Genomic DNA, 23863 nt, shown 5'->3' with positions numbered 1-23863 from the left:
CGAGAGGCAGGCGGTATTAATCATCCTTTCCCGCTGTTCCCCCTTCACCTTCAGGTGCGAGACAGCGTACATACTGGTCTTTGGTCAGCAGGCTTTTGCAGGCCCAGCCCCGCCCGTCATAGATTTCCTCATTAATGTTCAGTGTGATTGTCTCATTGCTGTACTCGTTCCTGTTTTCGATGCGCAGCATGTGTTCACTCTCCCATTCGAGGTGGTTGCTGCCGTGGAATGCCGCGCGATAGATACTTTTGGCGCCTGAAAGGGATGTATCTCCTGTTTTCTTCACATCCACCCACAGCGTAACCCCGCCTGCAGCACCGCCGTAGGGAACACCGTATAGTTCTGCCGTGTGCTCACCGTTTGGTGATGACATCGAAGAGCTTAGATCGCCCTGACCGGCACGATCAAACGTGGAGAGATAGGGACGAAGCGTAAAGAAAAGAATCAAAGCTGCGGCGGACAAGGCAAACAGGATGATGATTACCGAAGCGATCGGATGTCTGTGTATCCAGGATTGACGTGAATTGCCTGCAGACGATGAAGCCGAACGCGTAGTGATCTCTTTTTCCATAACAATAAACCTTTCTTAAAGTGTAATTTGTTTGGCCGGAATGTAAATGTCCAGCTCACCGTAATGCTCCTGCGCGAGACTGCCGTCTATTCTTTCAAAATAATAAGCATCACTCTTGACGTATCCGGAATGACTCTGCCAGTACTCGTCAATAAATGTCCAGACGCTGTCCAGGTGGTCAATATGGATCAGGCTCGGGTGGAAGTCACAAACAAATTTGAACACGGCATATTGATTGGCTGGTATTTCAATACCGCTCAGCCCCTCGGGGATTTGTTCCAAGCTTGTCACTTCTACGGATGGCTGATATGTACTGTGGTGATCCTTGATTTCATTCGTAAGTCCAATATAGACGTCGGGGTGCAGCACGTTAGGAATGAGATGAACGTATTTTTCATAAAAATGGTTGCCCGCCGAATTGGCTTCATAATATGTCTCATTGTCTTCGTAACGGATCTGTGATTGCTGGCCAATGAGCTTCATTGCAGGTTTCCGAACATAGGCTGGTTGGAAAATGTATCCGAATGGGAGCATGGTAATCATCGATGAGGTCATACGGGCCGTAAACTGCAAATCACCAGCACCCTGTTTGCGATACTGCAGTGGTGTGATGCCAAAGGCCTGCTTAAAAGCACGAATATAAGATTGTTCATGTTCAAAAGAGTAATGCCCGCTAATATCGATAATCTTCCAGTTCAGATCAACCAGCTGTTCCAGACTGCGGGCCAATTTACGAGAGCGTATGTATTCACCAGGGAGTTGACCGCTGGCATGCTTGAACATGCGGTGCAGATGGAATTTGGAGATATGGGTTACTGAAGCGAGGTGGTCAAGTGTAAGCTTCTTGTGAATATGATCTTCGATATAATCAAACAGCCTGTCTAATGTCTGCAGCAGATCATGTTGCATGTAAAATCTCCTTGTTTGGTCCGGATTTAATGGGTACAGCAAGAAATGTTCATTTTTTCCTTATAAACGATGATACCATAACCAGGTACTCAATTTAATGAGAAGATTGGAGCAGTCATTCATGTTAGCCACCCAAAGAATTACAGACCAAAAAACGTATAACCCCTTAACCATGCTGAAACGATTATGGACGTTAACCGGAAAGCATCGAATGTTCATCATCGTGCTGCTCTTGGCCGCCTTGGCCGCTTCGCTGGTTGAGGTAGGATATCTGGAATCCATTCGAAGACTGGTCAAAGGGGCTTCGGAGTCCCAATTTTCACTAATCTATTCAGGGCTTATCATCGGTGTTTCCATCGTGGTACTTCGGATTTTTGTGACCGCATTCACGACATGGGCCGAGACGTTATTTCAGCAAAAGACACTCGTGTCTTTACAAACAAGACTGCTGCAATCCCTTGGGAGCACCAGCCCGCAGGAATTAGCGAAGGTTCATACAGGAGATCTCACATCCAGAGTGTGGACATCGGCGGCAGCGGCTCAGAAAGGGATCAATCGGCATGGTATCGAGCTTGCCAAAAATATTATTCAACTGGTTCTGGCCTTTGCCTATTTCAGTTGGGTGAACCTGCAGCTCTCCCTTGCCATCATTGCGTTTACGTTAATCTATCCTCTAGTGACGGCAGGGCTTGGAAGAAGACTGCAGCGTGAACATGACCGGCTGCATGCAGATGAAGCGTCAAGAGATGAACTGCTTACGGATATGATTCAAGCTCCTGTAGAAATCCGCAGCTATGGGCTTTCGGGTTACCTGCAGCATCAATTCAGCAAACGCATGGACAAGGTATTCAAACGTATGATGTCGGTTTCCGTACTGAAGCGTCTATCGGAGGCGGCTGGACGGGTCTCTACTTATGGTGGCATGATCCTGATCCTGTATATCGGCGGAAAGCAGGTGCTGCAGGGACAGATGGATGTGGGCGGTTTGGCTGCTTTTCTGGTGGCAAGCAGTCAGCTGACACGTCCGATTGAAGCACTGTCGGGTTTATGGAACGAGGTCATTGGATCGGCCTCTCATGCCGCTCGTGTATTCGAAATGTTGGATCTGGAAAAAAAGAAAACAGCTGCTGCCTCACCGCAGTACAAGTTTAAAACCGAAGGTGTCCATGCAGTGCAGGTATCCTACAAATATACTGGGCAGGAAGAAGTATTATCAGATATTTCCTTCGCTGCAGTGAAAGGTGAACTCACGGTAATTACGGGACCTAGCGGATGCGGAAAGACTACCTTATTGAACATCATTAGCGGATTATACACACCTGAAGGTGGTTCAATCCAGTGGAATATGTCGGAATCGGCTGATTCCAAATTCCAGGCCCAGAGATTAAACGTAGATATCAACCAAGTGTATGTTCCGCAGCAGCCGTTTATTTTCTCAGGAACCGTAGAAGACAATATTGTGTTCGGTGCTGAAGGGATATCCAGCGAGGAAGTACAGCTTGCCGCTCATATGACTCATGCACATGATGCGATCATGCGCCAGAATAATGGATACGGGACGGAGCTCCAGCCGCAAGGCGGGTCCATGTCCGGCGGAGAACTCCAACGGATCAGTCTTGCGAGAGCGGTTGTAAGAAAACCGGATATTTTACTGCTTGATGAACCGACATCTTCACAGGACCCGTGGCACGAGCAGCAGCTGAATATGTTATTTACCGGGTTAGCTGCGGAGCATGGTACGACGATCATTGCAGTTACCCATCGCTTGTCTCTAATTGAGTGTGCGGATCAGGTGATTTATATGCAGGACGGAAAGGTTGTTGATATCGGCACTCACGATGAGCTGCTGGAGCGCCGGGTTGGATATCGGGACTATATTGCGGAGCAGGAGTTTGAGGAAAAGTATGGGTAAAAGTAAAGTTCGAGCTGGAGCTGGAGTTAGTTAGAGTGGGGGAAAGAAATGCGACGTGAAGAGAAAGACAGACCGGGTACAGAAATGACTGAAGAAGCCCAGAGTCATCAGAAAAGTACAGGAAATAAAAGCATAATGGAGTATGACAACAGTAAGGCGCATGACGAAGTAGAGGAATTAGAGAAAATAAAGGGACGAGAGGAAATAGAAGCGGAAGAAGATAGGAATCTAGAGAAGAGTCCGTCTGAGAAACTGAAGAAACATCGGGCAGAGCATCAGGACGAGGTTCAGGAGAAAGAGAAGGAAGGGGATAAGGCTGCAGAGGCACCCTCTTTAAAAATGGTATGGCCCGTTATTTTCCGCTACATGAAGCCGTATAGATGGGCGGTAGTCGTTATGTTTCTTTTTATAGCAGCGGATGCCGTGTTTGATTGGGGACTGGCCTTTGTGCAGGGATTTTTCGTTGATGCCATCCAGGATGGAGGACAGGAGAAACTGAATGCAGCGGCGGTAACTTGGATCGCGGTTCTGATCGGGTTTATCATTTTACTCGCCATGCATCGATATGTACTGGTACGGCTCAAAGAATCCATGAACAGAGATATGTCGATGGATCTGCTCAAACGGTTACATCAGATGCCCTACGCTTGGGTTCGGAGACAGAAATCAGGAGATATCATGCTTCGAATCAAGGAAGATACCAAGCATGGTGCAGAAGTGGTGGAAGCTTTGGCAGAAGGGGTTACGGTTATATTTATTATTGCCTTGTCGCTGGTGTACCTTTACCGTGCAGATGCATGGGCAGCAGTGATTGCACTTGTGAGCGCGGCAGCGATCTGGTTTACGGCCAGATTATATGATCAGCGTATCATACGATTATCGGATGAAGTGGAATCCATGGAAGGAGAGTCGCAGCAGCAGATTCAACAATATGCTGAAGGCGCTGCTGTGATTCAGGCGTACAATGCTTCACCATGGTTTCTCACACGTTTTCGCACGCAGCAGCAATCACTGAATCGTGTTCAGGCAAAGCTGCAGATGACTCTAAGCATGTCAGATAACGTGGCGATGGCCGTGTTTGGTCTGGCCCAGCTGGCGGCGCTGTTTGTAATCGGTTTAGCTGCTGCGAGAGGAGCCTTGTCGCCGGGGGTAGTTGTAGCCAGCAGTCTGCTGTTTGAACTTGTCGTATGGCCTGTGCTGGGCCTGTCCGGTCAGTGGAGTCAAATGCAGGCGAGTGTTGGCACATTTGCAAGGATTTCGGCCTGGTTTAACCTGAGGCAGCGTGCAGCGGCGGATGATCTCAAACAAGACAGCCCGCAGTCCGCTGAAATTATGGAAAACAAATTACCCATCCTGATACTCGAACAGGTTACAGTAATGGATGAGAGCAGCGGCCGAACCATTCTGGATCGGATTACGCTGCACTTGGCACCGGGTGAACTGGTTGCGCTGATGGGCACCAGTGGAGCAGGTAAATCTACATTATGTCAGGTGTGTGCGGGGCTGATTGAACCCGATGATGGCCGTGTAATGCTGGGAAACGAGGACACATCGCAGATTATGGGTGGGGGGCATCCATCCCGCGTGACCTATATGCCGCAGACACCTGCTTTTTTTACAGGAACGATTGGAGAGAATATCCGACTGGGCAGGAACGCTGCGCTGCATGAAATGAAGCGAGCAGCGCAACGGGCAGGTTTGCATGAGTTTATTGAAGCTCAGGAGGGACAGTACGATGCGATACTGCAGGAAAAAGGGGCTAACCTGTCTGGTGGGCAGAAGCAGCGGCTGTCCTTAGCCCGGTTGTTGATGAGGTCATCGGATGTTTATGTTCTGGACGAACCGACATCCTCGCTCGATAATCGGACAGAGCAGTACGTGATGAAAGAGCTGCGCCGTTTTATGGAGGGGAAAACAGGGCTGCTGGTTACGCATCGAATGGAGACTGCCCGGCAGTGTTCTCGCATTGTAGTGATGGAGCGGGGACGTATTGCCGAGGATGGTACACACGAGCAGCTGATGGCACAAAAAGGGCTGTACTATCACATGCATACCAGAGGTGCGGCCTCAGGAGAGTAACGGAAAGCAGCCGTTTGTCCTATTTTGGATGAACGGTTGTTTTTTTGTCTAAGTGTATGCCCTTCCAACGATTTGCGGGAAAACGCGGTTGCTCATTTGGGGCTGGCCCGTTAAACTAAAGGGAGCGGCGTTTTGCTTGACGGACAAGTCATGAGAACGCCATTTTGTTGTCGAGGACGCGGTGACGATGCCTGCGTTTGGATGTCAGAATCGGATAGAACCAAGCTGGTGCAGCAGCACCGGTGACAAGTAAGGAGTCTTTACATGAGTGTGCAAGCACCTACTTTAGAAGAAGCGCAGGGTCTCCTGCAAAAATATTACGGTTACCCCGACTTTCGTGAGGGCCAAAAAAAGATTGTATCCAGCCTGCTCGAATATGAGGATACGCTGGGCATTATGCCAACCGGGGGCGGGAAGTCGATCTGTTACCAGATTCCGGCTCTGTTATATCCGGGGCTGACGCTTGTGGTTTCTCCGTTAATTTCATTGATGAAAGACCAGGTCGATGCGCTGACGACCGCCGGCATTGCCGCCGCTTATATTAACAGTACGTTAAGCGGCAGAGAAGTGAATGAGCGCATCCGCGCGGCGCAGCGCGGTGAGCTGAAGCTGCTCTATGTCGCGCCGGAGCGACTGGAGCTGGATTGGTTCCGCGATGAGATGGGGCAGCTGCCGATCTCGTGCGTGGCAGTGGATGAGGCCCACTGTGTGTCACAGTGGGGCCATGATTTTCGGACAAGCTACCTGGCGGTAGCGCCGTTTGTGGACAGTTTGCCGGAGCGGCCGGTGGTTGCGGCCTTTACGGCAACGGCGACGCCCGAGGTCATGGGCGATATTCTGCGGCTGCTGCGTTTGCAGGACCCGCAGACGTATGTGACCGGACTTGGGCGGGACAATCTCGCGTTCAGCGTGCTGCGCGGCGAGAGCAAAAAGGATTTTGTCTTGAACTACGCACGCGAGCATGCGAGCGAGCCGGGTATTGTATACGCCGCGACCCGTAAGGACGTGGACGATCTGCATCAGCGTTTGATGCAGGCAGGTTTGCCCGCGGGCCGCTACCATGCAGGCATGACGGACGATGAACGGGCCCAGAGTCAGGAGCAGTTTTTGTACGATGATATTCGCGTTATGGTAGCGACCAATGCCTTTGGAATGGGGATCGACAAGTCCAACGTGCGTTATGTACTGCACTACAGCATGCCGAAGAACATGGAGGCATATGTACAGGAAGCCGGGCGTGCGGGACGGGACGGTGAGCCAAGTCAGTGCATTTTGCTGTTTGGAGCGCAGGACATCATCACCCAAAAGTTCCTGATCGAGCAGAACCCGATGGAGGGTGACCGCAAAGCCAACGATTACCGCAAGCTGCAGCAGATGGTCGATTACTGTTACACTACACGCTGTCTGCGCAGTGCACAGCTGGATTACTTCGGTGAAGTACATGAAGACAAGCCGTGCGGTATCTGCAGCTCCTGCACGGATGATCGCGAACTGGTAGATATGACCATTGATGCGCAAAAAATATTCAGCTGCATTCACCGCATGCGTGAACGCTACGGGGTATCTCTCGTGGCTTCGGTGCTCAAAGGCTCCCGTGCCAAAAAGGTGCTGGACTACGGCTTTGATTCCCTGCCAACTTACGGCGTCATGGGCAATCGTACAGAGCGGGAAATTGCCGAGATCATCAACGTGATGGTATCCGAAGGCTACCTGATGTTGTCCGAAGGGCAATATCCAGTGGTTCGTTTGCAGCCGCTGGCGGTGGAAGTACTGAAGGGCCAGCGCGAAGTCATGCAGCGTGTCGTACGCAAAACAGCAGCCACAGCTTCGGGTACGAACTACGGCGGACGCCGCGGACGTGACGCGATGCCATCGGCAGTGAATGAAACCGTGTTCGAACAGCTGCGCTTGATCCGCCGTGATCTGGCCGCGAAAGAACATGTGCCATCCTACATCATCTTCAATGATGCTACGCTGCGTGAGATGAGTGTGGTATGTCCGAAGACGGAACGTGACATGCTGAGTATCAAAGGGGTCGGTGAGGTCAAGTACCGGAAGTACGGACTGCCGTTCCTGGAATTCTTCCAGAAACAATCGGGCGAAGAAGTGGACACGGACGATGATGCTTTTTATGAGTATGAGTGATATGTGGTATGAGATAAGTCATGGGGTTAATGGAAAGTGATATCTGATCTATGATCAGTGACTGGGGCCTAAAGACTACCTTTAAAGACTAGAACCTAAAACCTAGATATTAGATATTAGAGATTAGACTAAAGTTTAGGAGCTAGTCATTAGACACAGACAGAGATATGGACAGATGCAGATACAGAAACTATTTAAATTGAACTAAAGAAGCGACGTTATGCTGATTAACGGTCAATGATCGTCAAAGTGCCCTGTAATGAGGCAGGAATGCCAGCCTCGGCAGGCTGCTCAAGTAGAAGATGGAACGCTAACGATTCCCCAGGAGCTTATTTGCCCCGAATCGGGGACATTTGAAATCTAACGATCTCCAGGAAGCTTATTCCACACAAAATCCTGAAAAATGAGCCTGATCAAGCTGATTTCAGCAGAATAGCGTCTCTGTGAATCGTTAGAATTTTCCAAAGCCCGAATGTGCCGGAATAAGGTTTCTCCTGATCGTTAGCGCTCGCAGTAGAGGGTGGCAGACTTGCACTAGCATGGCGGCTGGGTGATATTTGACTAATGTGCCTGAATTGATGAGCATATCGGAGTGGATTGTGTACATCCTTTTTTAACTTATATAGATAGAAGCAGATGTAGAATCGGAAGCACAATTAGAAGAAGGATCACAACAAGAGGCGCAGCTAGAATTAGAATCAGTAACAGAATCAGAGCCAAGATCAGAAAAGAAACGTAATCGAAAATTAGGATATGTATTTCATGAAATGTGTCTCTGCACAGTAGACGAAATAGGCGAAAATGTCTTTTAAAGGATGGACATGGACTTGAAAAACGGATAACGGGTTTTGGCACAATATATAGTTGATTTGATGTAATTTAGTCTATATATTGCGTTTTAAGTCGGTTGGGGAGTGTATGTATTTTTAAAAGAAGTGTCCACTCTTTGAAAGACAAAATGGGGATTTGTTTATGATGCATGGACGGTTATAGCATAGGGACTGGTTAATAGATCTTGTTTTTAGTCGGGCGGAGAGTGTGTGTGTTTTTAAAAGAGGTGTCCACTCTTTGAAAGACAAATTAGGGATTTGTTTATGAGCTGCGGACGATTTAGCATACGGACTAGTTGAAAGATCTTGTTTATAAATCTTATTAATAGGTCCTGCGCGTGTGTTAGTGCGTGATGCGCGTGTACTTGTGCGGTTGTCGATGTGGATTTATACATGTGGTTTTGTGCAAGTGGGGCCATAGATAAGGCTCGGACTTGCGTAGAGGTTTGTCTGAACAGCATCCGGAGCGGGATGGCTGTGGAGCTTTACTTTTCCCAAAAATATATGGTCTGGGTGTCCAGGCAAAGGTTGTGAACCATGAAGGTAATTTTATCGACTTTGAATGCAAAGTACATCCATACCTCGCTGGCGCTGCGGTGTTTGAAGGCGTACAGTGAGAAGGATTTTGATATTGAGCTGGCGGAGTATACGATCAAAGACCCGGTCATGAATATTGTGTCGGATCTGTACCAGCGCGGGGCGGATGTGATTGGGTTTTCGTGTTACATCTGGAACATTGAAGAGACGATTAAGGTCATTGATAATTTGAAAAAGGTTATGCCTGACGTGAAAATTTTGCTGGGCGGACCGGAGGTGTCCTACGACACCGAGTATTGGATGAACCGGATTCCCAATGTCGATTTTATCGTCATGGGTGAAGGAGAAGAGACGCTGCACCAGCTTTTGACGGAGCTTGAAGGCAGCAAGAAGTTTCATTTTGTCTATGGACTGGCGTATCGCAAAGGAGAAGAAGTTATTCTCATGCCAGGACGCCCGAAAGCGGACTTGAATGATCTGCCTTCGCCGCATCGATTTGCAGAGGATATCCCGGATCTCGGGAAGCGGGTTGTTTATTTTGAGACCAGCCGGGGTTGTCCGTTTAGCTGTCAGTTCTGTTTATCCAGTATTGAGGTCGGCGTGCGGTATTACGATATCGAGCGAACGAAGTCGGACATTCTGTACCTGATTGAGAAGGGTGCGAAGCTGATTAAGTTTGTAGACCGGACGTTTAACATTAAACGGGATTATGCGATGGAGATGTTTAAATTTTTGATCGAGAATCATCAGGGAACGGTATTTCAGTTTGAAATTACGGCTGACATTATGCGTCCTGAGGTGCTCGACTATTTGGCAGAGAACGCGCCGCCGGGTACGTTCCGTTTCGAAATCGGGGTACAGTCCACAAATGATCCGACGAATGAACTGGTGAAACGCCGTCAGAACTTTGCCAAGCTGAGCCGTACGGTGAACAAGGTGAAAGCCAGCGGCAAGATCGATCAGCATTTGGATCTGATCGCAGGCTTGCCGGAGGAAGATTACAATACGTTCCGCAAGACGTTTAACGATGTATTTGCTTTGGGACCGGAAGAGCTCGGAGCTCGGATTTCTCAAAATGCTTCGCGGTACGGGACTTCGTCTGGATGCGGAAAAGTACAACTATACGTACATGGATCACGCGCCGTATGAGATTTTGGGCAGTGACGTGCTGCCGTTCAGCGACATCGTACGTCTGAAGCGTCTCGAAGATGTGCTGGAGAAATATTGGAATGCACACCGGATGGACCATACGCTGAAGTATTTGATGGAGCAGGAGTTTGATTCACCGTTTGATTTCTTTCAGGCCTTTGGCGATTACTGGGAAGGTCAGGGGTGGCAGAAGATTGGTCACCAGCTTGAAGATTTGTTTACTCGTCTGCACAGCTTTCTGGAGTCGCGCAATACGCCGCATATGGATATTGTGCTTGGTCTGATGAAGCTGGATTATTTCCTCGGCCACAAGTACAAGCCGCGTAAAATCTGGTGGGACGATGCGCTCCAGAAAGACCAGTGGGCGGGTTATATGAAAATGCTGGCCGAACGTCCAGAGGACGTTCGATTGCCGCGTATCGCCGGTGCCTCTGGCTCGGCGTGGCTGGAAAGCAGCGGCGCGAGTGCAGCGGCCGCTGCGGGAACTTCGGCGGCTGCCGGAGAGCACACTGCCGCGGATGCGGCGGGTGTAATCGGCAGCCATGCCGGGGATGCTGCGCCGCCTGCAGCGCGCGACGCAGTAGGGTCCGCCGCGGATGGAGCGGCGGACATGGGGGATGGCAGCGCTTCGCGTGCGCTGCCGATGACCTCGGCCATGACCGCACAGACGGTCATGGGTGCCCGGGCTTTCGCCGATCTGGGACTCGGCGAAAAGGAACTGCAGAAGCACGCCGTACTGGACGTGCTTCCGTTCCGGCTTGAGCGTGTGCTTGCTGGCGCCAGCCCGCTTGCCGCGAAAGGCCAGACGCTGCTGGTCGTGGTATACCAGCAGCACGAAGACCAGCAGGCGCAGTATTACACGCTGCCGCTGGGAGAAGAAGCCGCTGCCATGTAGGTGCAGCGACCATATTTCCGAAAGCATCGGAAGATCATTGGATTCCCTTAAGGGATGAAGACGATCTTCCTTTTTTTATTTTTCAAATTCAATAGAACTCATATAATTAATGGAGCTGAAGGAGAATGTCGTATGAACAACAAAACAGAAGCTGCCATCATTTTAAGCAAAGGTTCTGCTGATACATTATATGTGCAAATTCCATATAATACGGTGCATATTCAGCGGATTCGTCAGGTGACAGGGAGAAGGTGGGAGACTGATACGAAACGCTGGATCATTCCCTACTCAGACGCATCTCTTCAGGAGTTTACACAGCACTTTGATGCGCTAGATGTAGAGATTTCCCCGGAGTTGTGGGTAGAGAGTGAGCTTTTAAGGAACTGGAAGTTAAGTGGAGAGCAAACACAATGGAAGAGAGAAGAATTGCAGCAAGCTTTGAAGTTAAGAGGATACAGTCGTAAAACGATGAAAGCATACTGTAATCAGGTTGAACGATTTATGGCCAGTCTTCCTCAGATCAACAACGGGATCAGCGCGTCTCATGTCCAAACCTATTGTTTAAGTTTACTTGAGCGAGGAGTCTCCCATTCCAGTGTAAATCAGACGATCAGTGCGATTCGATTCTATTGTAAACATGTCCTCCATCATCCTGCTGAAATTCAGTATATACGTCCCAAAAAGCAAACGAAGCTGCCCAATGTCATGTCTGAAACAGAAGTCACCCAATTGTTGAAAGCTGTGACTAACCTCAAGCATAAGACGATTCTGTATCTTACGTACTCAGCTGGACTTCGTGTAGGCGAAGTCGTTCGTCTACGCTACAGTGATTTGGATATTGAGCGTCAAACCATTATTGTGAGGCAGGGAAAAGGTCAAAAGGATCGGAGAACTCTTCTCTCTCATCTTGCTTGGGAGATTGTACAGAGGTACATCGCTGAATATAAAACCGATCGTTGGTTGTTTCCAGGACAATCTTCAGATCGACATCTTACGGAGCGCAGCGTACAAAAGGTTTTTGAAGAAGCTAGACAACGAGCGGGTATTGTAAAAAAGTGCAGCATTCATGCGTTGCGGCACTCTTTCGCTACACATTTGCTGGAAAACGGAACAGACCTGCGCTATATTCAAGAGCTTCTTGGTCATACCAGTGCACAAACAACGCAGCGATATACGCATGTGAGCACGAAAAATATTCAGCGTATTCAGAGTCCACTGGATCGGATGGACATGGGAGATTGAACACCTTAAACTTCTCCCTTATTCACCATATTTTTCTTCGCATATATCGCCCCATAGGTTATCATATACGTAGTTCATATATTACGTTGAATGTGTGGTATTTACGAAGTACATAAATTAGATGTTATACGACAGAATCAAAAGAGATTATGAATCAAAATAAGTACATGGATTAGAGAATTTTGTAATTCTTGTTTATCACGCAGGTAACAGCTACAAATATAAAAATAAATTATATTGGAGATGATGAAGTTGGCGAGACAAGCAAGACTTACTTTACAGAATTGTATACTAAAAGGATACTTTCCAGCAGAACTAGTTCCAGGATTTACAACAAAAATGCTTGGAACTCAAATAAATAGTATTTCTTCATCAATTCCAGGAATGTCAATAATAGTTAACGGACAAAGGGTACATAGTAGTAAGTGTTGTATACATAGTATTCCAAAGATTCAACATCATCGTAGAACCTTAAGTATTCCCAACCCCTTTCATCAAATAAAAGTGTTTGAGACTATAATTGACAATTGGACAACAATAAAAAATGAGATTAAAAAGTCGAGATATTCTCTTACTAAGCCAATGGTAAATAAACATCTACAAAGAGCAATTAATCGACAACATAGTTTTAGTGAGATTCCTCAAATAGTACCTATTCTATCATCTAACAGTAGATTTGTATTAAAAACAGATATTTCAAGATACTATCCTACAATCTATACACATTCAATTCCATGGGCCTGTCATGGAAAGACTTTTGCGAAGAGGAATAGAGGACCGGCTCATTTTGGAAATGTACTGGACACTAATGTGAGAAATACTCAGGATCAACAAACAATTGGAATACCGATTGGTCCAGATTCTTCTTATGTGATTTCTGAATTAATAGGATCTGTTATGGATCAAGAGATTTATCAAGAACTTGGTGTAACTGGTTTGCGTTATATTGATGATTATTATTTCTTTTTTAATTCATTATCTGAGGCTGAAGAGGCACTTACTAAAATTCATAAAGTAGTAAAAAGATACGAATTAGAAATAAATCCTGAAAAAACGATGATTTATTCATTACCAGAGCCACTGGAGTTTAACTGGATCTCAGAAATTCGTAATTATGAATTTCATAGTAGTATTAAAAGACAGAAAACAGACTTGGTTACTTTTTTTTCGAAGGCTTTTGAGTATAGCAAAAAACACCCTAATGAATATGTTCTGAAATATTCATTGGCTAGAATAAAAAATGTATTAGTTCATAAGGATAATTGGGAATTGTTTGAATCTCTCATTTTAAATTCTATGATTGCAGAACCAAGTGTTATACCTACTGTCATAGAAATTTTATTGGCATATAGAGATAAAGGTTATAATTTGAATTATAAAAAAATCGCTAAGACTATTGATAACAACATTGGTTATCACTCGAAATATAGTCATGGATATGAAGTTTCATGGAATCTATGGGTCGCGAAATCTCTTAACATTAAAATTAGTAGAGCCGCCGCAAAAGAGCTATCAACAATCGAAGATTCTTTCTCTAGAATTGTAGCACTTGATATGAGGAGTAATGGTTTGATAACTACTGGATTAAATATATCAGAGTGGAATAATTATTTATCACATGAGCATCTTTATCAAGAGCATTGGATATTTGCCTACGAAGCAATCAAGAAAGGCTTTTTAACAAGTAGATCAAATTATATATCATCGGACAACTTTTTTTCATTACTTTCTTCCAGAAATATAGAGTTTTACGATTCTACACTACAATTAGAACCTGCAAGTCCATCAGAAATGAATTATAGACCTGTATCATCTAGCAATATGCATAGAGGAGCAAGAACGCAGAGAGAATCAAGAATTGTATCTCATGGTGGTGGAGGGGGAGATTATTGATATTAAACAAATACCAAAATATCATTTTGGTATTTGTTTAATAAAATGAAGTTATGGATAATGCCTGGATATTTTTTAAGAAGTACGTTATTGGGCATAGTTTAGGTCAACAATTTTGTAATTCACTAAATAGTTGTAGCGCGTCTTTGAAACCTTGTATGTAGATACTTCTTTCTAAGATGGACTGAAGAGAAATTTGAGCATCTTCGTAAAGAAAAACCGTATGTTGAAGTTGATCAGGTAAAGCATCACGAAGAGTTTTAAAGTATTGATCTGCCTCCGCAGAAAGCTGATTGTATTCGGTATGACATTCCACAAGCTCAGTATAGAGTAATTCTAAACGTATTCTTATTAGTGGTTCTGTTAACGATTCTATTGAATTAACCATATAATTATCCTCCTTGTAATTAACTCTACAAAGTTATTATATAACCTCATAAAGTTAATTACAAGGTGAATATCTGACTTTATAGAGTTAAAACTTCGCTTTTCGTTGATGATTATGGATGTGGAAGATAAGATAGAGCTATGGAGGGGAAAAGATGAACGTAATTAAGTGCAATATACGAGAACTCATGGCAGAACATAGAATAGATGATATAACCGAATTGATGACGAGATCAGGTCTAAGTCGTAACTCAATTAACAAGTTATATAGGGAGACGAATATAGAAACAACAAAATTAGAAACACTATTCAAGTTGTGTGATACGTTTAATTGTAAGTTGTCTGATTTGATCGAATATGTACCAGAAGAAAACAAGTAGTGAGAGCCGTGTCGAGAAGCGATTCCTAATATTCAAGCAACGACTCCTTGTGGAGCCGTGGTCTGCAGGAAGGATTTCGAGAGGAATTTCAGCAGATAACTTAACAGGTTTATGAATCCAGAAACGATAGACGACATTTAATATTGGAGGTCATATGCTAGAAAAGATAATGATAAATAACTTTGGATCATTTGAAACATTTGAAATGAAATTCAATAAAGATATTACAGTAATTGTTGGTAGAAACGGATCCGGGAAGACACAATTACTAGGTGCTATCGCTGCTGTTTTTTATGGAAGAGAATCGATTAGAGTTAATAGTACTTCAGGTATAGATAATATGCATATTTCATTGAAATTCAAGTTATCTGATAGTCAAATTGAAGTGATAAGGAGTTATTCAAATGGTATATTCTATTTTGAGAATTTCACACGTTGTCTTTCAAGCAATAGAATATCTCATTTAAGAAATATTGATATTGTTGAGTATGAGCCAATAATTATAAGTTATAAGAATAATTCGTTGGAGTTTGATATAGATATTATAAAAAAACATCTTTTTCAGCTTAAACTTGAAAGTGATATAATCGACTTTTTTTTAGAAATAATTAATCGAGTTGAAAAAACAAAAGTAAAAAATGCATATCGAATTTATTCTGGAGGAGAGAGATATATTCTAGAACTGTTGGGACAGTTGTCGATTGCTCTAGAGGATAAGAGAAAAATAATATTAATTGATGAATTTGGAGGCGATCTTGATTCTAATTCATTTTCAATCCTAATGAGTTTATTAGACTCAATCTCCAGAAAAATACAAGTAATTATAGTTATGAGTAGTTATCATGTACATTCGTTAAAATTGGAAAAAAAGTCCATTGAATTACTACATGTAACAAACCCCAGCGATAGAAACAAATGTGGATTTAAATATGATTTTTTGGACTCTATTTTATCCACCAGGATACAATCATCGGATTCTCCTATCACCAAAAATAAGATAGTCCAATATGTTATGAATTCAAAAATTAAGCTTGAAGAAAATATTGATATGGAATTTAAAGAGGTTAAGGGAATAAATTCAATTGATTCGATTCTAAGTACTGTAGATCAATATGTTGTAGCTTACCTAAATATTAAAAGAAACATAATCGGTAAAGTTTTATGGGGAATTAGTGATGATAGGACTGTTATGGGTGTAAAGCTTGCATATAGTGAAAGAGATAAATTAAGAAGAGATGTGGTAAATAAACTCTCTCAAATATCTCCGCCTGTACCAAGTCAAGTTTATTCAATTTTATTAGTTGAAGTATATGATGAAGATATGAAAGTTTTAGAGGATAAATACATTGTTGAAGTTACTGTTTATCCATATTCTTCTGAATATTTTTTTTCTACTGGCAAAGATGAAGTTTATATAAAAACTGATGGTGGAAAGAGAAAACTCAAGACTCATGAGATACAAATCGAACTAAAATCTAGGAGATAAATTTAATTCAACATCGTCTAACTCAGAGTTCAAAGGGAGCATACATTATCAGGTCTTTACGAAGTAAATGGGAATAGCTACGCTAAAACTGAGTAGTTTGTCATTTGTGAGTCGGACTGAAATTAATCAGCTGTATAGGAAAACTAATATAGAAACAACAAAGCTGAAAACTGTATTCAGCTATGCGATAAATTTAACTACAGATTATCAAATTTAATTGTATATGTACCTGAAGAAAACCAATAGTGAAGGTAATTTCAAGATGTAATTCCGTCGTATAACATAATATTCACGTCTGCAGCTCCGTTGGAGCCTTGGTCTGCTGGATGCATTTCGATGGGGATTTCAGCAGACAACCCCTCTGGGGTTCATGAATACTGGAACGTTATTGGAACAGACTTGCAATGGATTAAAGCCTTGAATGGATCGGATGAAAGAATTGAAAGGTCAAAAATCGATTAACAAAAAAGGATCAAAGAAGAGATAAAATGACATTGAAGGACAAAAGCGATTTTAAAAATCGGATTAAAAAAAGGTCAAGTAACATTCAAAAGATCAAAAGAGATTGAGGATCAAGGACATATTGAGAACGAAGACCAGTGAAAATGAAATGACATAAAAAATGAGAACCATGAAAGAACAAAAAACACATACATGAAGAAACATTGAAGAGAAATGTGCAGTAGATTCGAAGAAGGCAAGACCGTCCAATAACATAATATTCAAGCAGCGGCTCCGATGGAGCCTTGGTCTGCTGGAAGGATTTCGAAGAGGAATTTCAGCAGACAACCCCGTTGGGGTTCGTGAATACAGGAACGTTAGGTGAAATCAAGGAGTGATATTATGGAGACAAACAAATCTATAAATGCCATTAACTCTTTTCAATCAGTTTATGATAAGTACTTTAAAGCTTTAACCGAGTATATGATGGGCGAGTTTGGAGAAGAGCATGAATATAAATTTTCACATCCCACCCTCTTTGAACTTTCAATTCAATTGAAAGCTGAGTTTTATAGTATGCCTGAAGAGTTAAGGAACAGACTTTTGACGTTAAACTTTGAAACATTCTTACATTGTAATAACCAAGTTGATTTCTTTAGTTTTAGGATTTTTCTTTCGAAGAAAAACAGATTTGAAAAGCTTGCAACAATTGCTGAAAGAGTAGATGCAGAAGTGAAAACTGCTATTCAGTTTTTAGAAAAAGATATATTTCACGAGTATGAGAAGCTTCCTGTGATAAACCATAATTTTTATAGAGATTATTATATAAATACAGATTTATTTTCAGAATTAGAAAATGAAAAACAAGAAGATAGAACTGATGTAAGCATGCTAGAACCCAAAGATCCTGAAGGTGAACCTAGTAATGAAGATAAGATAGAAAGTAAAAATCTATTTACAGAATACAATGAGAGTTTGAAAAAAGGTGAAGAGCTATTATCTAATACGAATAACTTTGTAGATAAACTTAAATATTCAGTTGTAATTTTGAAAGAGTTTTTTAAGCTATTCAACTAGAATTCGCCTAACATAATATTCACGCTGCGGACATTCGTCCTGGGTCGGGCATTCGCCGGACACTCGACGTACGCCGAGTCGTGAATACAGGAACGTTAGCTGATATAACCGAAACATTAAAAAGGTGAGATAAAATGAAGTTCACTTATACATTAAATAATATTGGTTGGGCAGATGTTTATCTACAAATTGGAGAATCAGAAATATATATTTTCCCAAGCTATCTCTCAGAACCATTAGTTGACTTAGTAAGGTCAGTTGAATTATTACTACCTGAATGTACCCCTCAAGATGAAATTAAAAGTATAGTTTACTTTGATTGGAATTCGGAGCCTGCTATTCATAACTGGAAAATTGAAATGAAATCAAAAGAAAAAATACAAATTAATATTACGGTATATGATGAGGGGATAAAGACAATTCCAGGGAAATTAGAGTTCAGTGAGGAATGCAATCTAAATGAATTCATATCAGAAGTTGTACAATTTATGGAGGCATTATTGAGGGATCATGGGATATTAGGATATAGAAAGCAATGGTATGCTCAAGATTTCCCAATGAGTAGTTATCTTCAATTAAAATATTATATTTTGAATCAAAGTAGCTTTCCGTTACAGATTAGAAATCCAAATAATGAATGGATTGAAAAATTAGAAACAAGTCTAAAAGATGAAATAAATATTTTAAAGAAACTCATAATGTAAGTAATTCAAGGAGTCAGTTACATCAGCTAACATAATATTCAAGCAGCGGCTCCTTTGGAGCCTTGGTCTGTGAGAAGGATTTCGGAAAGGAATTTCGGCAGAGAACCCCTTCGGGTTTCATGAATACAGGAACGTTATATGATAGAAATGATGGGCTGAAAATAGAATAATAGAATAAAGGAATAATACAAGAAAGTAGATAAGAACACTTGTACGGGGATGTAAGAACAGGTAAAATATAGATACAATTGAATCTTGGGTGGGTATGGTTTCCCTTCGAAAGGAGGTGAAACCATGGAAGTGAAAGATGCGATGACTCTAATGCTGTTATTCGGAACATTCATTCTTGCACTTTTAACTTACATCAATAACAACAAGAGAAAGTAAAAACCCACCCAAAGGTTGACCGCCGAAGGTGGGTTTTTATTACCTGAGACTTAGAAGGGAATAGACCATCCAAGCCAATTGTACTGACCAAGTGTTCGCTGCACTTGGTCTTTATTTAAGAATATGATAACACATCGAAAAAGATGAATCAAAATAAAAAAGCTATAAAATGAACAGGTTAGTAAGCAATCTCGAAGAAGTATTTCCATCATATAACATAATATTCAAGCATCGGCTCCGTTGGAGCCTCGGTCTGCGGGGGGGGGGGGGGATTTCGAAGAGGAATTTCAGCAGAGAACCCCGTTGGGTTTCATGAATACAGGAACGTTAAAATCAACCGACAAATATGTGCAAGTTCATTCGACCTGGAAGAGGAGAGAAGAGAATAATCCTCATTGGCCAAGATTTCAGATCCATAATTCATTTGAAGAGTGGAGAAACATAGTTATGTAACAGGATAATAAAGAGTTTGAAGATGAATAAAAGCAAGATTATTAACAGAATTCAACAATAGTATGAGAGTGGATTAGAGAAGCCAGAAGTATCCGATAACGTAATACTCATGCTGCAGGCATACGCCCTTGATCCGACGCCGGACACCCATCATAAGCTGGGTCCATGAATACAGGAACGTTAGATGAAATCCTGCCGGACATACAAATTGAGGAGAATTTCAAGATGGAAAGAACAAATGTTAAAGTCGAATTCAGTATATTTGGAGATCAATTTGACCCCAATATTATTACAAACACACTATTAATTAATCCTACAAGAGCTTGGCTTAAAGGTGATCCTATACGAAGAGATCTAGTTCGTAAAGAAACGTGTTGGGGAATAGCGACTGATTACGAAGAGTCTTTGGATATTAATGATCAAATCGATAAGGTTAAAGCTTTGATTCAGGATCAAAAAGATCAAGTTGTAAAGTTAATTGAACAGAACAATCTTGAATGTAAGTTCGAGGTTGTGATTAATATTGAGAACAATCTAAAGCCTGCCATGTATCTAAATAAAGACATCATAAAGTTCATTTACGATTTAGGGGCAGAGATTGATTTTGACCCATACATTTGTAGCTGAGACCTGATGAGAGAAGATTCAAATAAGAGCAGGACATCACCTAAAATAATATTCACGCTGCGGGGATACGCCCTTGGTCCAACATACGTCGGACACCCGGCATGCGCTGGGTCGTGAATACAGGAACGTTATATACAATTGAGGCAATGTTTTTTGCAAATCAATGAAGAAAGGATGAAAGATTTGAATATCTCTGAAGTGATTATACATCCTGTATTCAATCATTTATTTCTAACAATTGAACATCCTGAAGGGCAGTACCAGTACATAGGTGATGCATTAGGTAGAGATTGCATGATTACCAGATTCAAAGATGGATGGATGCGAATGTATGATGGTGACGGTATGCTCAATGAGGATTGGTATACATGGGGGGCTGATGTACTAGCTCCATTTGATGGAGTTGTGAAATCTATATTTATAAATCCGATAACTAATAATCCCGGGACTTTAACACCGGGGAGGGCAAGTTCTATAGTATTTGAAAGAGAAGATGGTGTTCTTGTTACTTATGCCCATGTAATGGATATAAGCGTTAAAGAAGGTGACATCGTTACGACTGGTCAAGTAGTTGCGAAAGCTGGGAACAATGGATATTCCAGAAATCCACATATTCATGTGGGTGCATGGCTTGGTGATACTCCATTACAAATCCGATTCGACTTGCAGAGAATGGGAACACAGATGAAGGAATTTGGAGACAGACTTTATTTATGTTAACTCAAAGATGGCCCAACATTCGGGCATCCGCCCCTCGGTGCGGCAAAGGAATTTCGGGGAAGTGATGACAGCCGCACAACCCTGCACTGCCAAGTCCGTCGGACCCGCGCTTACGTGTTTAAGCCAGTGAGGGTTCATGAATACAATGGCCGAAGGAGCAGTAACATTTTTTGATGTACTAGGGTGGAAGGGTATATGGCAGCGTAAAGAAAATGCTATGAAACAATTATTGAAAATTATTGACGATGCACAAAAGTATGTCAGTAGAATCAACAACAAGGATACATGAGGTAATGGAAAGTCAAATATATTTAAAGACATATTCATAGAAATTAAAAGTATTTTTTAAGTGCAGCTTACTTAGATCTGGGGGGATAATTGGTGTTAGAATTAGCGAAGAATGAGCTCGAGACTGTTCGCTTTTTATGCAGCGGTATAAGTAATACAGTTCTTTTTGCAAATATAGAAGGGAAGATAGGAAGGACATGGATTGATAATAAGAAGAAGCCCACATACTCCGTGATTATTGCAGGAGATTTCGCATTCTTACTTGGAAGTGTCGAAGCTTTGAAAGAAGTAGATGTTCCATTGCGGTTTGTTCTTGAAGAATGCAGGGGGAAAATCATAATTACGAATGAGTTTTCTTGGATATCCCTTTTATCTCAACATTACTCCGATTCATTCCAAAAGTTTAATCGGTATTCCTTTAAGAAAGAATCGAATTTCCAATTAGAACAGTTAGAAGAGAACATAAAAATGATAGATACTGCTTTCAAAATCGTACCCATAGATGAACATATTTATCCAATGGTACTGCAGGATCCCTTTATGGCAGATTGTTGTTGTTTCTTCTCTTCCTTAGAAGAATTTATGCAGCATGGAATTGGACTTGTTATCCTCAAGGATAATCAGATTATTGTCGGTGCTTCTTCTTATACTTATCATGAAGGGGGAATTGAAGTTACAATTGGGACACATCCCTTGTACAGGCGCCAAGGTTTGGCACTAGCTTGCGCATCAAGATTGATTCTTGAGTGCCTGAGCCGAAATATCCACCCAAACTGGGACGCAGCCAATTTAGAGTCAGTTGCTCTTGCAGAAAAATTAGGTTACAAAATGGAAAAAGAATACGAAGTGTACTCTATATAAACAGTCACACGACGGGGACGAACAGGGGCGATTACTATTAAGTTCATAATGATATTTGGCCCACAGGCCGTCGGAAAGATGACGGTTGGTCATGAATTAACGAAAATAACGGAATTAAAATTGTTTCACAATCATATGTCGATCGAGCTGTTTCATCCCTTTTTTGGTTTTGGTAGTGAAACTTGGAGGTTATCAAGTATCGTAAGGAGAGAACTTTTTGAATCGTTTGCAAGCAGCAGCCAGTACGGACTTATTTTTACTTACGTTTGGGGGTTTGATCTTAAGGAGGACTGGGAATTCGTGGAGCAAACATGTAACATGTTTGAAACAAAAGGAGCAGAAATATATTTTGTTGAATTAGAGTCAACTATAGAAGAAAGATTAAAACGAAATACAACGGAGTTTAGACTTGATCAAAAACCAACAAAAAGAAATATTGAAAATTCTAAAATGGACTTAATCAAAACGATGGAAAAACATAGACTCAATTCTAAAGAGGGAGAAATTACTAGAGAGAACTATCTGAGAATCAATAATACAAATTTAGGTGCAAATGAAGTCGCAAGATTAATTAAAGATGAATTTAATTTATAGTACTTATGAGTAATCAAGAAGGTACCAACACCGTATAACTACATATTCAAGCAGCGGGCAAACTCCTTGGGTCTGGCATTCGCTGGGTTGTGGGTACAGGAATGTTATAGGAAATCAGCGCAAGATTTTATTAAACAAAACCTACTTAAATTCATTGTTGAATTAAAGGGCAGTCTTGCGAAGTAAACTAGGATATTGATATTTTCAATGGAACTGCGAAATATTTCGAAATATTATAAGAGGGGGAACAAAGAAATGATTACATTAGAATTAATGAATTCTTCTGAATTCCAGGAGTATCTAAATTCAGCAGTTAAAAGCTATGCAGAAAGCAACGTTCAATCTGGTAATTGGAGTGAACAGGAATCTGTCAGTAAGGCTGCAGAACAATACGCACAACTTTTGCCGGACGACGAGAAAACAGCTAATAACAAATTATTTACAATTCGTTCTGATGGCAAAGAGGTTGGAATGATTTGGCTGGCATTAAAACCAAATAACAAGGGGGTTATCTACGATATAAAGATTAGGGAAGATTACCGAGGACGTGGATTTGGTAAGCAAGCGATGGAGGAGATAGAAAAAGTGGGTAGAGAATTTGGCATAAGGAGTATAGAACTTCACGTCTTTGCTCATAATCCAATAGCACGTAATTTATATGAAAAGCTAGGTTATAAAGAAACGAGCATCGTAATGGCAAAAGAAATATAAATTCAATACCTTGAAGATAGGAGGTGTAAGCATGTTCTTTTTACAGATGTCAGGATTCCCGGGATCAGGAAAGTCAACATTGGCAAGACAGATTAGCCAAGCAGTTGGAGCTGTGATTGTCGATCATGACATTTCTAAAACAGCAATTATGAAATCGTTATCATTACAAGGAAACACGATGGAGAGCAGAGCAATAGGACAGCTATCCTATGATGTAGATTGGTCGTTGGTGGATTTTTATTTATCGAATGGACACAGTGTCATTATGGATAGTCCTTGTTTGTACAGTAATGTATTAGAAACCGGACTTGAATTAGCGAGAAAATACCAAAAGAGATATAAGTATGTGGAGTGTTATATAGAAGACATTGAAATAATACGAAATCGATTAAAAAATCGAGAAAGACTTCTGAGTCAAATCGAAGGACCATCATCAGAAGAAGGATTTTATAGGACTATAAAAAACAGTAAAAAACCAGAAGGAGAGAAGTATATAGTAGTAGATTCATCGAAACCAATCGCAGATTACTTTCCAAAAGTTTTGGAATATATAAATGAATGAAAATAAAAGTAAATGAAATTAAA

At 42.1% G+C, this 23863-nt stretch carries 20 protein-coding genes and 1 pseudogene; 18 read left to right on the top strand and 3 right to left on the bottom strand.

Annotated elements, in window-relative coordinates; all coding sequences use genetic code 11:
* Positions 1 to 16: 16 nt before the first annotated feature.
* Positions 17 to 571, bottom strand: a complete 555-nt coding sequence (locus ABXS70_RS18725; protein ID WP_342554812.1) for a DUF5412 family protein — start codon at positions 569 to 571, stop codon at positions 17 to 19.
* A gap of 15 nt (positions 572 to 586) precedes the next feature.
* A complete protein-coding gene (locus ABXS70_RS18720) occupies positions 587 to 1480 on the bottom strand; it encodes a helix-turn-helix domain-containing protein (protein WP_342554813.1) in 894 nt (297 codons plus the stop codon).
* A 121-nt stretch (positions 1481 to 1601) separates the two neighbouring features.
* Here ABXS70_RS18720 and ABXS70_RS18715 point away from each other — a divergent pair, with 121 nt between their 5' ends.
* From ABXS70_RS18715 to ABXS70_RS18690, 6 genes and pseudogenes are all read left to right on the top strand, one after another.
* On the top strand, positions 1602 to 3392 hold the full coding sequence (locus ABXS70_RS18715; RefSeq protein WP_342554814.1) for an ABC transporter ATP-binding protein: 1791 nt from the start codon (positions 1602 to 1604) through the stop codon (positions 3390 to 3392).
* Positions 3393 to 3440: 48 nt separating this feature from the next.
* Positions 3441 to 5471 (top strand): ATP-binding cassette domain-containing protein, encoded by a 2031-nt coding sequence (locus ABXS70_RS18710; RefSeq protein WP_366289945.1) that lies wholly within the window; start codon positions 3441 to 3443, stop codon positions 5469 to 5471.
* Between the two features lie 264 nt (positions 5472 to 5735).
* Positions 5736 to 7616, top strand: a complete 1881-nt coding sequence (recQ, locus tag ABXS70_RS18705) for a DNA helicase RecQ (RefSeq protein ID WP_342554816.1) — start codon at positions 5736 to 5738, stop codon at positions 7614 to 7616.
* Positions 7617 to 8983: 1367 nt separating this feature from the next.
* Positions 8984 to 11027 (top strand): annotated as a pseudogene (locus tag ABXS70_RS18700) (B12-binding domain-containing radical SAM protein).
* A 132-nt stretch (positions 11028 to 11159) separates the two neighbouring features.
* Complete coding sequence (locus ABXS70_RS18695) at positions 11160 to 12269, top strand: tyrosine-type recombinase/integrase (RefSeq protein ID WP_366289941.1); 1110 nt, start codon at positions 11160 to 11162, stop codon at positions 12267 to 12269.
* A 252-nt stretch (positions 12270 to 12521) separates the two neighbouring features.
* The gene (locus ABXS70_RS18690; RefSeq protein WP_366289938.1) at positions 12522 to 14162 is read left to right on the top strand and encodes an RNA-directed DNA polymerase; all 1641 of its coding nucleotides are present in this window, start codon (positions 12522 to 12524) and stop codon (positions 14160 to 14162) included.
* 106 nt (positions 14163 to 14268) lie between these two features.
* On the opposite strand, the gene ABXS70_RS18685 is transcribed toward ABXS70_RS18690, so the two are convergent.
* Positions 14269 to 14550 carry a DUF6809 family protein gene (locus ABXS70_RS18685; RefSeq protein ID WP_366289935.1) on the bottom strand — a complete coding sequence of 94 codons (282 nt, stop codon included), beginning with the start codon at positions 14548 to 14550 and terminating at the stop codon, positions 14269 to 14271.
* Between the two features lie 154 nt (positions 14551 to 14704).
* Here ABXS70_RS18685 and ABXS70_RS18680 point away from each other — a divergent pair, with 154 nt between their 5' ends.
* The 12 genes from ABXS70_RS18680 (at position 14705) to ABXS70_RS18625 (ending at position 23840) form a co-directional block, all read left to right on the top strand.
* Positions 14705 to 14929, top strand: coding sequence for a helix-turn-helix transcriptional regulator (locus ABXS70_RS18680; protein WP_366289932.1), 225 nt, complete (start codon positions 14705 to 14707; stop codon positions 14927 to 14929).
* Between the two features lie 154 nt (positions 14930 to 15083).
* Positions 15084 to 16415 (top strand): AAA family ATPase, encoded by a 1332-nt coding sequence (locus tag ABXS70_RS18675; RefSeq protein ID WP_366289929.1) that lies wholly within the window; start codon positions 15084 to 15086, stop codon positions 16413 to 16415.
* An 843-nt stretch (positions 16416 to 17258) separates the two neighbouring features.
* On the top strand, positions 17259 to 17933 hold the full coding sequence (locus ABXS70_RS18670; RefSeq protein ID WP_342554823.1) for a hypothetical protein: 675 nt from the start codon (positions 17259 to 17261) through the stop codon (positions 17931 to 17933).
* Positions 17934 to 18067: 134 nt separating this feature from the next.
* Positions 18068 to 18637 carry a hypothetical protein gene (locus ABXS70_RS18665; protein WP_366289926.1) on the top strand — a complete coding sequence of 190 codons (570 nt, stop codon included), beginning with the start codon at positions 18068 to 18070 and terminating at the stop codon, positions 18635 to 18637.
* A gap of 294 nt (positions 18638 to 18931) precedes the next feature.
* Complete coding sequence (locus ABXS70_RS18660) at positions 18932 to 19024, top strand: putative holin-like toxin (RefSeq protein ID WP_007431380.1); 93 nt, start codon at positions 18932 to 18934, stop codon at positions 19022 to 19024.
* A gap of 678 nt (positions 19025 to 19702) precedes the next feature.
* Positions 19703 to 20104 (top strand): DUF4279 domain-containing protein, encoded by a 402-nt coding sequence (locus ABXS70_RS18655; RefSeq protein ID WP_366289923.1) that lies wholly within the window; start codon positions 19703 to 19705, stop codon positions 20102 to 20104.
* Between the two features lie 153 nt (positions 20105 to 20257).
* Entirely contained in the window at positions 20258 to 20824 is a 567-nt protein-coding gene (locus tag ABXS70_RS18650) for a M23 family metallopeptidase (RefSeq protein WP_366289920.1), read from the top strand.
* Positions 20825 to 20960: 136 nt separating this feature from the next.
* A complete protein-coding gene (locus ABXS70_RS18645) occupies positions 20961 to 21113 on the top strand; it encodes a hypothetical protein (RefSeq protein WP_366289917.1) in 153 nt (50 codons plus the stop codon).
* Between the two features lie 92 nt (positions 21114 to 21205).
* Positions 21206 to 21973, top strand: a complete 768-nt coding sequence (locus tag ABXS70_RS18640) for a GNAT family N-acetyltransferase (RefSeq protein WP_366289915.1) — start codon at positions 21206 to 21208, stop codon at positions 21971 to 21973.
* A gap of 36 nt (positions 21974 to 22009) precedes the next feature.
* The gene (locus ABXS70_RS18635) at positions 22010 to 22567 is read left to right on the top strand and encodes a shikimate kinase (protein ID WP_366296684.1); all 558 of its coding nucleotides are present in this window, start codon (positions 22010 to 22012) and stop codon (positions 22565 to 22567) included.
* Between the two features lie 255 nt (positions 22568 to 22822).
* Positions 22823 to 23278 carry a GNAT family N-acetyltransferase gene (locus tag ABXS70_RS18630; protein WP_366289912.1) on the top strand — a complete coding sequence of 152 codons (456 nt, stop codon included), beginning with the start codon at positions 22823 to 22825 and terminating at the stop codon, positions 23276 to 23278.
* A gap of 31 nt (positions 23279 to 23309) precedes the next feature.
* On the top strand, positions 23310 to 23840 hold the full coding sequence (locus ABXS70_RS18625; protein ID WP_366289909.1) for an AAA family ATPase: 531 nt from the start codon (positions 23310 to 23312) through the stop codon (positions 23838 to 23840).
* Positions 23841 to 23863 lie beyond the last annotated feature (23 nt).

It is taken from the genome of Paenibacillus sp. AN1007, assembly GCF_040702995.1.
Classification (GTDB): Bacteria; Bacillota; Bacilli; order Paenibacillales; family Paenibacillaceae; genus Paenibacillus.
The sequence above is the reverse complement of the archived record's forward strand: the minus strand, read 5'-3'. Positions and strand labels throughout refer to the sequence as shown.